This is a genomic window from Ideonella sp. (assembly GCF_035254525.1).
GTDB lineage: Bacteria > Pseudomonadota > Gammaproteobacteria > Burkholderiales > Burkholderiaceae_C > Ideonella.
The window spans coordinates 1-12,204 of record NZ_DATFAN010000185.1; the positions used below are offsets into that span (position 1 = coordinate 1).

At 72.0% G+C, this 12,204-nt stretch carries 10 protein-coding genes; 1 reads left to right on the plus strand and 9 read right to left on the minus strand.

The window, feature by feature from the left end:
* The 7 genes from VJ693_RS20110 to polX form a co-directional block, all read right to left on the minus strand.
* Positions 1-207, minus strand: a complete 207-nt coding sequence (locus tag VJ693_RS20110; RefSeq protein ID WP_324157099.1) for a hypothetical protein — start codon at positions 205-207, stop codon at positions 1-3.
* 204 nt (positions 208-411) lie between these two features.
* Positions 412-2,772, minus strand: a complete 2,361-nt coding sequence (gene lon / locus VJ693_RS20115; protein ID WP_324157101.1) for an endopeptidase La — start codon at positions 2,770-2,772, stop codon at positions 412-414.
* Positions 2,769-5,252: a serine hydrolase gene (locus VJ693_RS20120; protein ID WP_324157102.1), complete on the minus strand. Its 2,484-nt coding sequence runs from the start codon at positions 5,250-5,252 to the stop codon at positions 2,769-2,771. Before VJ693_RS20120 ends, lon begins: the two co-directional genes overlap by 4 nt.
* Complete coding sequence (locus VJ693_RS20125) at positions 5,195-6,460, minus strand: putative glycoside hydrolase (RefSeq protein WP_324157104.1); 1,266 nt, start codon at positions 6,458-6,460, stop codon at positions 5,195-5,197. The genes VJ693_RS20120 and VJ693_RS20125 overlap by 58 nt, the downstream gene beginning before the upstream one ends.
* A complete protein-coding gene (locus VJ693_RS20130) occupies positions 6,457-7,272 on the minus strand; it encodes a polysaccharide deacetylase family protein (RefSeq protein WP_324157106.1) in 816 nt (271 codons plus the stop codon). The genes VJ693_RS20125 and VJ693_RS20130 overlap by 4 nt, the downstream gene beginning before the upstream one ends.
* A 4-nt stretch (positions 7,273-7,276) precedes the next feature.
* A complete protein-coding gene (locus VJ693_RS20135) occupies positions 7,277-7,972 on the minus strand; it encodes a Crp/Fnr family transcriptional regulator (protein ID WP_324157108.1) in 696 nt (231 codons plus the stop codon).
* Between the two features lie 58 nt (positions 7,973-8,030).
* Positions 8,031-9,842, minus strand: coding sequence for a DNA polymerase/3'-5' exonuclease PolX (polX, locus tag VJ693_RS20140; RefSeq protein ID WP_324157110.1), 1,812 nt, complete (start codon positions 9,840-9,842; stop codon positions 8,031-8,033).
* 122 nt (positions 9,843-9,964) lie between these two features.
* Here polX and VJ693_RS20145 point away from each other — a divergent pair, with 122 nt between their 5' ends.
* Positions 9,965-10,261, plus strand: coding sequence for a hypothetical protein (locus VJ693_RS20145; protein ID WP_324157112.1), 297 nt, complete (start codon positions 9,965-9,967; stop codon positions 10,259-10,261).
* A 206-nt stretch (positions 10,262-10,467) separates the two neighbouring features.
* Here VJ693_RS20145 and VJ693_RS20150 read toward each other — a convergent pair whose 3' ends face one another.
* Positions 10,468-11,490, minus strand: coding sequence for a pyridoxamine 5'-phosphate oxidase family protein (locus VJ693_RS20150; protein WP_324157114.1), 1,023 nt, complete (start codon positions 11,488-11,490; stop codon positions 10,468-10,470).
* A 16-nt stretch (positions 11,491-11,506) separates the two neighbouring features.
* Positions 11,507-12,130 carry a glutathione S-transferase gene (locus tag VJ693_RS20155; RefSeq protein ID WP_324157116.1) on the minus strand — a complete coding sequence of 208 codons (624 nt, stop codon included), beginning with the start codon at positions 12,128-12,130 and terminating at the stop codon, positions 11,507-11,509.
* Positions 12,131-12,204 lie beyond the last annotated feature (74 nt).

Sequence of the window (12,204 nt, forward strand, 5' to 3'; positions counted from 1 at the left end):
TCAGAGGTGCACATAGCCGTCTGTGACGGAGTTGACGAGCACGCCGTCGACATAGACGGAGACGGGCTCGCCGTCGGGCGAGGTCAGCAATCCATTGGTGGATGTTCGCTGGAACGGCAGTTTCATCCTGCCGCCGTGCACGTTGCTCATCGCGTCGTGGCTCAGTTGGCGTGTCTCGGGCAGGTCCTTGATGGTCAGGGCTTTCATGGCAAATCTCCTTCGGTTGGCAAGTTGGATCGGTGCGGCGCATTGTTGCGCTCGCGCAGACACTTGCAGGGAGCATGCCATGCGCCCGACGCGTGGAAAATCGCCTGAATACGGGACAAAACACGGCTCGTGGCAAGAAATGTGTGTGATGTGAGCAAACACATTGGCAGGCAAGCGTTTGCTTCACACCGACATATCGACGCTTCAACCGAACGGATTCAACGCCTGTTCCTGCGCCTCGCCGATCGCTTCGCGCACCGCGTCGTCCACCGTTTCCAGCCACACGAAACGCAGCTTCTTGCGCGCCTCTTCGGGAATTTCCTCGAGCTCTTTCTCGTTGCGGGCCGGCAGCATGACGGTGGTGATGCCCGCGCGCAAGGCGGCCAGCACTTTTTCCTTGATGCCGCCGACCGGTAGCACCAGGCCGCGCAGGCTGATCTCGCCGGTCATCGCGATGTCGTGCCGCACCGGCCGGTTCGTGAACAGCGAGGCCAGGGCGATGAACATCGCGACGCCGGCGCTCGGCCCGTCCTTCGGGATCGCGCCAGCCGGCACGTGCACGTGCACGTCGCTGCTGTCGAACACCGCCACGCCGACGCCGAGATCGGCCGCGCGGGCCTTCACCAGCGTCAGCGCGGCCTGGGCGCTTTCCTTCATCACGTCGCCCAGCTGGCCGGTCAGGATCAGCTTGCCGTTGCCCGGCACGCGCGTCGCCTCGATGAAGAGAATGTCGCCGCCGACAGGCGTCCAGGCCAGGCCCGTGGCCACGCCGGGCAGGCTGCTGCGCAACGCGACCTCGTGCTCGAATTTCGCCGCGCCAAGGATGGCGTCGAGGTCGCCGGCGCCGATGCGCACGGTGCTGTCGGGTGCTTCCGCCACCGTCATCGCCGCATGCCGCATCGTGCGGCCGATCTCGCGCTCGAGCTGGCGCACGCCGGCCTCGCGGGTGTACTCGGCCACGATCGCGCGCAACGCGTCGTCGTCGAGCCGGCACTGCGGCTCGGTCAGGCCGTTGGCCTCGCGCTGGCGTGGCACCAGGTAGGTTTCGGCGATGCGCAGTTTCTCTTCCAGCGTGTAGCCGGGCAGCTCGATCACCTCCATGCGGTCGCGCACCGGCCCGGGGATGTTGTCGATCACGTTGGCGGTGCAGATGAAGACGATGCGCGAGAGATCGAAGGGCACGCCGAGGTAGTTGTCGCGGAAGGTCGAGTTCTGCTCGGGGTCGAGCACCTCGAGCAGCGCGGCCGACGGGTCGCCGTGCAGGCTGGCGGACATCTTGTCGACCTCGTCGAGCATCATCACGCCGTCGCGCGCACCGGCCTTGCGCAGCCCCTGGACGATGTTGCCCGGCATCGCGCCGATGTAGGTGCGGCGGTGGCCGCGGATCTCGGCCTCGTCGTGCACGCCGCCGAGCGACACCCGCACGAAGGGCCGCTCGATCGCCCGCGCGATGCTCTGGCCGAGCGAGGTCTTGCCCACGCCCGGCGGGCCGACGAAGCACAGGATGGGCGCGCGTCCCTTCGGGTTGAGCTTCTTGACCGCGAGGAATTCGACGATGCGGCGCTTGACCTTCTCGAGCCCGAAGTGGTCGGCTTCGAGCGTCGCGCGTGCGGATGCCAGGTCGATCACCAGCGGCGCCGGCTCGCGCCACGGCAGCTCGCTCATCCACTCGAGCCAGGTGCGCAGGATAGAGCCTTCGCCCGACGCATCGCTCATGCGCTCGAGCCGGCGCAGCTCCTTGCGCGCCTGGGCCTCGATGTCGGCCGGCATGCCCGCCTCGCCGACCGCCTTCTCGAGCCGGGCCGCTTCCTCGTCCGGCCCGCCGGCCTCGCCGAGCTCCTTCTGGATCGTCTTGAGCTGCTCGCGCAGCAGGAATTCGCGCTGGCGGTCGTCGATCTGCTCCTTGGTGCGCGCGCCGATCTCCTGCGACAGGCGCAGCACCTGGATGCGGTGGGTCAGCATGCCCAGCAGCTTCTGCAGCCGCTGCTCGACGTTCAGCGTCTCGAGCAGTTGCTGCTTCTCGGCCACTTCCACGTCGATCAGGCTGGCGGTGATGTCGGCCAGCTGGGCCGGTGCCCTTGTCGCCTGCAGCGCATGCGACAGCTCGGCCGGCATGCCCGGCAGCAGCGACAGCACCTCGACCGCACGCTCGCGCAGCTGCATGCCCAGCGCTTCGGATTCGGTGCTGGCCACGGCGGGCTCGTCGAAACGCTCGATGCGCGCCGCGAGGAAGGGGTGGCCCTCGACCAGCTCGATGATGCGAAAGCGCCGCAGGCCTTGGCACACCGCATGCCGCAGCCCGTCATCCGATTCGACGACGCGTGCCACGTTGGCCAGCGTGCCGACATCGAACAGGTCGGCGCGGCCGGGGTCGTCGGCGGCGGCGTTGCGCTGCATCACGATGCCCAGCGGCACCTTGGCCTGCGCGGCGTGCTGCACGGCGGCGATGGATTTCTCGCGGCCGACGGTGATCGGCAACAGCACGTGCGGGAACAGCACGACATTGCGCATCGGCACGATCGCGACGACGTCGGGCGGCAGCGAGATGGCGGGGGTGTCGCTCATGGCGTTCTCCTGGGGCTCACCGATTCTTCGGCGGCAGAAGCCGTGCCCGCTTGCGGCGGCGCAAGTGCGGGGCCGGGCGCCGGTGCCTCGTAAAGCAGCGCGGCGGCGCGGCGGCGGGCGAAATCGCCCCAGCCGGCTTCCCAGCGGGTGCGGGCCTCGGCCGGTGGCAGGCCGTCACGCAGCTGCTGCAGCGTGTCGGCCGAGCCGACCATGCCCAGCGTGCGCTCGGCGTGGAAGCGCTCGGGCCAGAGCCGGTGCAGCGCCTGCACCAGCGCCGCGCCGAGCAGCGAGGCGTCGAAGCGCTCGCGGTCGGTGATGCGCAGGGCCACGCCCTGGCAGCGCTGGCCGGCATAGGGCACGAGGGCGGCCGCTCCCTGCGGCACGAACTCGACCGGCTGCACCGCCAGGCCCGGCAGGGCCAGCGCCGCCAGCGCCTGCGCCAGGCGCGCCCCATCGACCCACGGTGCGCCGACCCACTCGAACGGGTGCCCGGTGCCACGCCCGACGCTGACCGGCGCCCCTTCGACCCAGGCGACGCCCGGGTAGAGCAGGGCGGTGAGCGGCCGGCGCAGGTTGGGCGAAGGGGGCGCCCAGTCCAGCCCCGTCTGCTCGAAGCTCATCGAACGCCGGTAGCCGCGCATCGCGACCACCTGCAGATCGACCTCCAGCCCTTCGTCGGCGCGCAGCTCGGCGGCCAGGTAGCGCGCCAGCTCGCCGATCGTCATGCCATGCTGCACGGGCAGGGTTGCCCAGGCGGTGAACGATCGGCGCGCCGGATCCAGCATCGGGCCGGCCACGCGGTCGGCGCGCGCCGGGTTCGGCCGGTCGAGCACGATGACCTTCAGGCCGGCCTTCGCGGCGGCGCGCAGGCTTTCGCCGAGCGTGGCGAGGTAGGTGTAGAAGCGGGCGCCGGCGTCCTGCAGGTCGATCACCAGTGTGTCCAGGTCCTGCAGGCTCTCGGGCGGCGGGCGGGGCGTCTGGCCGTACAGGCTCACCAGCGGCAGGCCGCTGAAGGCCTCGGTGCCGGAAGCGATGCGGCCCTCGGCATCGGCGTTCAGGCCATGTTCGGGGGTGAACACGCGCACGAGCTGCACCCCCGGCGCGCGGCGCAGCCGGTCCAGCGTGCGCCAGCCGTGGCGGTCGACGGCCGCCGCGTGGGTGACGAGGCCGACGCGCCGACCCTGCAGCGCGGCGTAGCCCTGCTGGCGCAGCACGTCGATGCCGGTCCACACCGGGGCGGCGCCATCGTCGGGGCCCGGCGTCCGCGCGCCCGCCGGGGTCGCGAGCCGCGGGCCACCGGCCGGGCGCAGGCTGGCGACGAGGGCCAGCACCTGCCGGCGCAGGGGCCGCGCGTCGCCGCGCCCGTCGGGGTGCAGGCGGTTGCTCAGCAGCACGACGAAGCGGCGGTGGGTGAAATCCAGCCACAGCCCGGTGCCGGTGTAGCCCGTGTGGCCGACCGCGCCCAGCGGCGGCAACGCCTCGCGCTCGGGTTCGAGCGGCGCGATGAGCTGCCAGCCCAGGCCATGCCAGGTGGTGGCCGAGGCCGCGCCCTGCGGCTGCTGCAGATCGGCGATCGTCGCGCGGTACAGCGGCGCATCCAGGCCGTGGCGCAGCAGGCTCTGGGCGAAGCGGGCCAGGTCGTCGGCGGTGCCGAACAGGCCCGCGTGGCCGGCGACGCCGCCGGCGCGGCGGGCGGTCGGATCCTGCACCGTGCCGCGCAACCAGGCGCCGCCGCCGGCCGACGTCGGCTCGGTCGGCGCGATGCGCTGCAGCAGCCTGGCGGGCGGGCGAAACCCGGTGTCGTGCATCTGCAGCGGCTCGAAGATGCGGCGCTTGCACTGCTGGTCCAGCGGCCGGCCCGCGACGCGCTGCACCAGCGTGCCCAGCGTGAGGAAATTGAGGTCGCTGTAGACGAGGCGGGTGCCGGGCGGGTAGGCCGGGCTTTCGGCGAGCAGCCGGGCCCATACGGCCGGTGCGCCGTCGCCGGGCTGCAGGGTCAGCCCGGGCCGCAGGCCCGAGCTGTGCGACAGCAACTGCCGCACGGTGATCGCCGCCTTGCCATGCGCGCCGAACGCGGGCCAATAGCGCGCCACCGGTGCGTCGAGCGCCAGCTGGTCGCGCTCGGCCAATTGCAGCACGGCGGTCGTCGTGCACACCACCTTGGTCAGCGAGGCCAGGTCGAAGACGGTGTCGACCGTCATCGGCTCGGCCGGCTGGCTCGCCGAGCCGGCACTGCGCAGGCCCCAGGCGCGGCGCAGCCACACCTGCTCGGCATCGCCGATCACCGCCACCGCGCCCGGCACCGCGCCGGCGGCGATCTGGCCGCGCACCGCGGCGTCCAGCGGCGCCCAGTCGGCCGGCTGCGCGAGCGCCGCACCGCCCAGCGTGGCCAGCAGCCACAGGCCCGCGCGGCGAGCGCCCTTCAGTGCGCGGCCGCGGGCTTCAGGCCGGCCGTGCCGTAGCGGTTGTGCGCGTTCCACAGCATCCATCCATCGGTGCCGAGGGCCTCGGCCGCGTCGATCTGCGCGCGAATCTCGTCGGCGTCGAATTCGCGACGATCGAAGGCGTAGTCGCGAAACGCCTGCAGCCAGGGCCGGAAATGCAGGCTGCTGACCTGCGTGCGCCGCAGCGCGCGCTGCAGCGAGCGGTAGACGATCTCGTAGGGCGCGGCCACCGGCTGCGAGTAGCCCGGAATGCCGAAGCTGAAGCCCGAGGGGTAGAGCATCGGCGACAGGACATCCACGTGCCCGATGATGGCCTCGAGCTGCTGACCGATCCTGGTGTCGTTCTCGTTCCAGCAGATGTAGCCGAACACGTCGGCGGCGATGGTCACGTTGTAGGGCATCAGCCGGTTGCGCGCGCCGTCGAGGAAGCCGGTGATCGCGGCGATGCGCGCCGGCTCGGTGTCGGGTTGCGAGAAGCGCAGGCCGGAGGCGTCGGGAAAGCGCAGGTAGTCGAACTGCACCTCGTCGAAGCCGAGCTGCGCGGCCTCCTCGGCCACGTCGAGCGCGAAGCCCCAGGCCTCCGTGCGGAAGGGGTCGATCCAGGCCAGCTCCTCGCGGTCGCGCCAGACCGTGCCGGCCACCGTGCGCACCGCCCACTCGGGGTGCGCCTCGGCCAGCTTGTCGTCCTTGAAGACGACGATGCGGGCGATCAGGTAGAGGCCCCGCGCATGCAGCTGGCCCACCAGGCCGGCCATGTCGTGCACGGTGATCGGGTGCTGCGCGCCCAGGCCCGCCGCCGCATAGGCGGCGCTGGGGTGGGGCACGATGCTGCGATCACCTTTCAGGTCGATCACCAGCGCGTTCACTTCGGTCTGCTCGGTGAGCGCGAGCGCGGCGTTGCGCAGCCCGGCGTCGCCGATGCCGTAGGGCGAGAGGTACAGCGCCTTGGGCCGGAACGGCGCGAGGGCGATCCGGGCGGCGCTGCCGTCCGATGGCAGCGGCTGGCTCTGCCGCCGGTAGCCGGGGGCGCGAGCGGACACCGCCGTGCCTTCGCCCGGCAGGTGGAACACCCCCTGGGCATCCGTGCGCACCCAGCGGGCACCCGACACCACCTGGGCCTGGGCGATGGGCCGGCCCGTGCTCGCATCGACCACCACGCCGTCGAGCGCCAGGGCGGCGGAGCCGGCGAGGGCGCAGGCGAGCGCGGCGAGGAAGCGTCGAACCGAAAGGGGGTGAAGCGTCATGCGTTGTTGTTGGTGGTGGTGTTCGGGGTGGCGAAGGCGTCCTCGAGCAGCCGGGCGAGCCGGCCCGGGCTCATCGCGTCGGTCATCAGGTGGCGGGGCAGGGCATGCAGCGGGTCGGCGCGCGCCACGGGCCGGTTGCCGAGGGCGAACGCGGCTTCGTAGCCCAGGCGCGCGGCGAGCGCCATCAGGCCATCGTCGGTCATTCCGAACGGCCAGGCGAGCAGCGTGGCCGTGGCCCCCAGCCGCTCGTGCAGGCGGGCACGGCTGCGGACCAGCTGGTCGGTCGCGAAGCGCTCGAAATCAGCGGGGGCCTGCTGCCTGCGCTCGCGTACCAGGTGCGGGTGCCAGTAGGTGTGCGATTCGATGCGAAAGCCGCTGGCCTGCAGCGCCGCGAGCTCCTCCCAGCGCATCGCATACGGCGCATTCGACACGGCCGAGGGGTAGACGAACAGGGTCATCGGCCAGCCGGTCTCGCGCAGCCGCGGCGCCATGTGCTCGAACTGGCTGCGGTGTGCGTCGTCCGCGCTCAGCGCGACGGCGTGCGCCGGCAACTCGGGCAGTCGCCCCTGCCGCCAGGCGACCACGTCGGCCAGCGGCACGATGCGGCAGCCGAGCTCGCGCAGCACGCGCAGGTGCCCGTCGAAGGTCGACAGGCGCAGGGTCATCCCATCCTCCACCGTCGGCGCGAAGCGGTGGTAGACGAGCACCGGCACGCGGGCTCCCGTCGGCATCGCGGCCCGGGCCGCGATGCCGGGGCCGGCCAGCGCGGACCAGCCCAGCGCGGCGAGGAATCGGCGGCGTTCCGGCGTCAATCGGTCACTGCAGCACCTCGCTGCCGGTTTCGAGACTGCGCCGGACGAAGCCGGCCAGGGCCTGGACGTCCGGGATCTGCAGCTCGCGGCGACCCTTCTCGGGGAAGTGGATGACCCGCTCCCGGGCCAGGCGCGACATCGCGCGGCTGACGCTTTCCAGCGTCATGCCGAGATAGCTGCCGATCTCGGCGCGGCTCATGCGCAGGCTGATCTGGTCGGTGCGCTGGCCGCGGCACTCGAGCGCCTCGACCCAGTAGCGCAGGAACTCGGCCACGCGCGCGTCGGCAGGCAGCGTGCACAGGCTGAGCTGGAAGTCGCGGTCGCGCGCCATCTCCTGGCTCATCGCGGCGTGCAGCGCGCTCATCAGCGCAGGGAACTCGAGGCAGCTGTTCAGCACCGCCTCGTAGGCGATCGACCAGACCTCGCCGGTGTCGAGCGCGATCGCATCGCAATTGTGGACGTCGTCGGCAATGCCGTCGAAGCCCAGCCAGTCGCCCTTGAAGCTGAGTGCGACGACCTGCTCGCGGCCGTCGGACGTCAGGTTGACGAGCTTGAACAGCCCGGAATGCACGATGTGCAGGCGGCTGAAGGGCTCGCCGGCGCGGTAGACGACGTCGCCGGCGCGCACCAGGCGGCGGCGAATGGGCAGGTGTTGCTCGATCAGGTTCAAAGTCGCGGCGATCTGGGGCTTGGCGTCCATGGCGATGTCACTCCTTGGCTGCCAAGCATGGCCATGAAGCGTGAGCGATTTGGCAACGTTAAGGATTGTTGGGTAACGCTCGGTGAACGGTTCGTGTCATTCGTTCGCGGACGGCGCCCACGCGGCTCGCCGGGCGGCCCATCGTGCGGCCGAGCAGGGTGCGCAGCGCCGACAGGGGCCGGGTGTTGAGCACGTCGTGCGTCGACAGCCAGCCGCGTCGCGCCTGGCCGATGCCGAATCGCAGGCCATCGAGCTCCAGGGCGCTGTGCGCGTCGGAGGCGATGCTGACCAGCACCCCCTCGCCCTGGGCCAGGCGACAGGCCTGATCATCCAGATCCAGCCGGGCCGGGTGGGCGTTCAGCTCGAGGAAGCAGCCACGCTGGCGCGCGTGCTGGATCACGGCGGGCAGGTCCACGTCCATGGCCGGCCGCTCGCCGATCAGCCGGCAGGTCGGGTGGGCCAGGATGCTGAAGTGCGGGTGGTCCATGGCGCGCTGAAGCCGCGTCGTCTGCGCCGCGCGCGGCAGGTCGAAGCGGTGGTGCACGGCGCCGACCACCAGATCGAGCCGGCCGAGCAGCTCGTCGGGCAGGTCGAGGCGGCCGTCCTCGAGGATGTCGACCTCGACCCCCTTGAGCAGCACGATGCCGTGCAGCCGGGCGTTGAGCGCGTCGATGCGGTCGATCTGGCGCGCCAGCCGGTCGGCGTCCAGCCCGTGGGCGATGCCCAGGCGCTTCGAGTGGTCGGTGATCGCGAGGTAGGCCAGGCCCTGCTGGCGTGCCGCCTCGGCCATGGCCTCCAGGCTGTCGTGGCCGTCGCTGTCGCGGGAGTGGGCGTGCAGGTCGCCGCGCAGGTCGGCGCGCTCGACCAGGGCCGGCAGCGTCCCGGCGCGGGCGGCGTCGATCTCGCCCCGGTCCTCGCGCAGCTCGGGGGCGATGAAGGGCAGGCCGAGCGCGCCGTAGACCGAGGCCTCGGTCCCGCCGGCCAGGCGCCTGGCGCCCTGGTAGACGCCGTATTCGTTGAGCTTGAAGCCCTGCTCCTGGGCCAGGCGGCGCAGCGCGATGTTGTGCGCCTTCGAGCCGGTGAAGTACAGCCACGCGGCGCCGAAGCTGGCCGGCGGCACGACGCGCAGGTCGACCTGCAGCCCGCTGTCGAGCACGATGCTGGATCGGGTCGCGCCATGCATCAGCACGCGCTTGACGCCCCGGCCGCCGGTGAAGCGCTCCATCACCGGGCCACGCGCCGCGGCGCTGTCCACCGTGGCCAGCAGGTCGATGTCGCCCACCGTGTCGCGGCAGCGGCGCAGGCTGCCGGCGGCCACGGCCTGCTGCACGCCCGGTATCGCCTTCAGCTCGGCCAGCAGCGCCTGGGCCACCTGGTCGGCCACCGAGAGCCGGACTCGCCGCTCGGTCTGCAGCCGTGCGGTGACCGCGTCGACGATGTGGGCTTCGGTCTTCGGCCCGAAACCGAGCACGGCGCGCACCCGGCCCTGGCGGGCGGCGCGCAGCAGCTGCGGCAGGGTGCGCACGCCCAGCGCATGGTGCAGCGCGGCCACGCGGCGCGGGCCGAGTCCAGGCACCTTCAGCAGGCCGGTGACGGCGGGCGGCACCTGCTTGCGCAGGTCATCCAGCAGCGCGCAGCGGCCGGTGCCCACGATCTCGGTGATGCGCCCGGCCAGGTCGGGGCCGATGCCGGGCAGCGCGTCCAGGTCTTCCCCGCGTTCGACCATGGTCTTCACATCGCGGCCGAGTTCGCTCAGCATGCGGGATGCGTTGCGGTAGGCACGAACGCGGAACACGTTCGCGTCCTGCACTTCCAGCAGGTCGGCGATCTCGTCGAAGACGGCCGCGACATCGGCATTGACGATGGGCATGCGATCACTCTAGGAAGTGCGGGCCGGCTGCCGTTGCGCAAGGTCAAGCAGGCCCCCGCTCGTGGTTCCTAGAGTGGGGCGTGGATCAACCTTCAGGAGCGGCCGAACAGCGGCCGAGCACCATGACACCCGACAAGCGAATGCAGCCCCCGCCGGACGAGTTGCCGGCCGATGACGCGGCCGAGGACGAGCGCCTGCTGCGCATCCGCGAGCGGCCCGACGGCTACCACTGGGTCGACGTGGAGGGCCGGCAGGAGTTCGGCCCCTTCGATTCGGTCGAAGACGCGCTGGCCGACATGGAAGGTGCGAGCGAGGAGTCGATCGAGCAGGCCGACCTGGACGAGGCGGCCGAGCAGGGCATCGACATCGAATCGCAGGTCGACCGGCACGACGAGGACGACCCCGAAGGCGGCACCTGATTCGAAAAGGGCCACCGCACCGAGAGCCCTGCGAGCGCAGGGCCACCAGCACCACCAGGCTGCGAGCGCGATGCGTGACACCGCACTGGACGGGCCGGCTCGACGCAGGCCCAGTACCGCAACCTGACCGCGGCGGTGACGAATGCTCCCGACACGGTGGCTGAGGTCCAGTATGAGCACGCCCGCAGGCCGTGCTTTGCGCAGGGTCAATTTTCCGATGCCAGGGGTGGCTGCGGCTCCCAGGCGCCGGTCGCGGCCAGTTGCGGCGCGAGCTCGGCCGCACCGGCGCGCAGCGGCATCGCGCCCTCGAGCCACCAACCCTCGTCGAGCCGGAAGCGCAGCAGGCGCTGTGCGCCGGCAAAGGCCTGCAACTCGGGGCCATCCCACACGACCTCGGCATGGCCGGTGAGCAGCAGCAGGTGGCCGTCAGCCCAGTCCACGAACAGCAGGCCGGCACGCGGGTCGAGTGTGATGTTGCCGAGCGTGTTGAAGAAGAAGTTGCCGGCGAAATCGGGCGCCGTCAGCGAGGTCGTGCCCTCGCGATCGTCGACCCGCACGAAGCCGGGCTTGCCGCCGCGGTGTGAAACGTCCACGCCGCCGTTGGGTGCCGTCTGGCCGCCCGCGGCATCCGGCGAGGCGGTGGCGATGAAGAAGGTGTCGGCCTGTCGGACCAGCGCCGCCGCCGCGGGCGGCAAGTGGCGCCCGATCGGACCCGGCGCGGCCGGCGGCACCGGCGTCTCGGCCGGCGCCGGCTCGCGTGCCTGGATGTACTTGGGGCAGTTGCCGAAGCTCTGACGCACCTGCACGACGAGCCCCGCTTCGTCGGACGCGGCGATCGCGCCGTTCACCCGGTTGCGCCGGCGCGTGGCCGGCTCGATGCCGAGCAGGCCCACGCTGGCGCCGGACGCAAGCTGCAGGCCCAGCGCCGCCTCGCCCAGCGGGCGCCCGCCGAGCACCAGCGTGCGCGCGTCGGGGGTGCGCACGAAGCCCGGCCGGCCGGTGGCCACCGTCGCCCAGGGGCGGCCGGCGGCATCGAGCGCGCCCAGCAGCATGAAGGGCAGCTTCTGGAACAGCTCGCGGTGCTGGTCGGGCATGTGGTCGCGCACCACGCGGCGGCCGATCTCGCCCAGGCGCTCGGCCAGGCCGGCGCGCGCCTGCAGCGCGCGTTCGCCGGCATGGAAGGGCGGCTGCGCGTGCGGCCAGCCGGCAGGTTCGATCGGGCTGCTCATGATCAGGCGCTCGACATCAGACGGCCAGCGCCGGCGCAATCGGGCTGCGCTGCATGCCGACGAAGCCGGGCAAGGCCTCGACACGGGCCAGCCAGGCGCGGATCTGCGGGTAGGGCTCGAGCGAGATGCCGCCTTCGGGGACGTGGGCGGTGTAGGTGTAGAGCGCGATGTCGGCGATCGTCGGGTGGTCGTCGGCGAAGAAGGCCTGCCGGGCCAGGTGCTGCTCCATCACCGGCAGCAGCCGTGCCGCCACCTCGTGCGGCCGGCGCTCGCGCGGCCGGCCGAACACCACATCGGCCCGTGCCCGCGCCAGGCCTTCGGCGAGCGGCCCGGCCGCCACGCTGAGCCAGCGCTGCACCCGCGCCGCGCCGGCGGGATCGCGCGGCAGCCAGCGGCCGGTGTCGTCGTAGCGGCCGGCGAGGTAGACGAGGATCGCGTTGCTGTCGGCGACCGTCACCTCGCCGTCCTCGATCACCGGCACCTGGCCGAAGGGGTTCCTGGCGAGGAACTCGGGTTGGCGCTGCTCGCCGCCGAGCAGGTCCACGTCGACGCGGGTGAAGGGCAGGCCGAGCAGCGACAGCATCAGCTCGGCGCGGTGGGCATGGCCCGACAGGGGATAGCGGTACAGGCGGATCGTCATGGACAGGCTCCAGGGCTGTGGGATGGCGGTGACGATAGGCATTGCTCGCGCAAACGTGAATCGCCGTCGAGCGC

Coding starts and splice junctions, on each gene's coding strand:
- VJ693_RS20125 (WP_324157104.1), bottom strand. CDS start 6,460: ATGACGCTTCACCCCCTTTCGGTTCGACGCTTCCTCGCCGCGCTCGCC.
- VJ693_RS20150 (WP_324157114.1), bottom strand. CDS start 11,490: ATGAGCAGCCCGATCGAACCTGCCGGCTGGCCGCACGCGCAGCCGCCC.
- VJ693_RS20155 (WP_324157116.1), bottom strand. CDS start 12,130: ATGACGATCCGCCTGTACCGCTATCCCCTGTCGGGCCATGCCCACCGC.
- lon (WP_324157101.1), bottom strand. CDS start 2,772: ATGAGCGACACCCCCGCCATCTCGCTGCCGCCCGACGTCGTCGCGATC.
- VJ693_RS20145 (WP_324157112.1), top strand. CDS start 9,965: ATGACACCCGACAAGCGAATGCAGCCCCCGCCGGACGAGTTGCCGGCC.
- polX (WP_324157110.1), bottom strand. CDS start 9,842: ATGCCCATCGTCAATGCCGATGTCGCGGCCGTCTTCGACGAGATCGCC.
- VJ693_RS20135 (WP_324157108.1), bottom strand. CDS start 7,972: ATGGACGCCAAGCCCCAGATCGCCGCGACTTTGAACCTGATCGAGCAA.
- VJ693_RS20110 (WP_324157099.1), bottom strand. CDS start 207: ATGAAAGCCCTGACCATCAAGGACCTGCCCGAGACACGCCAACTGAGC.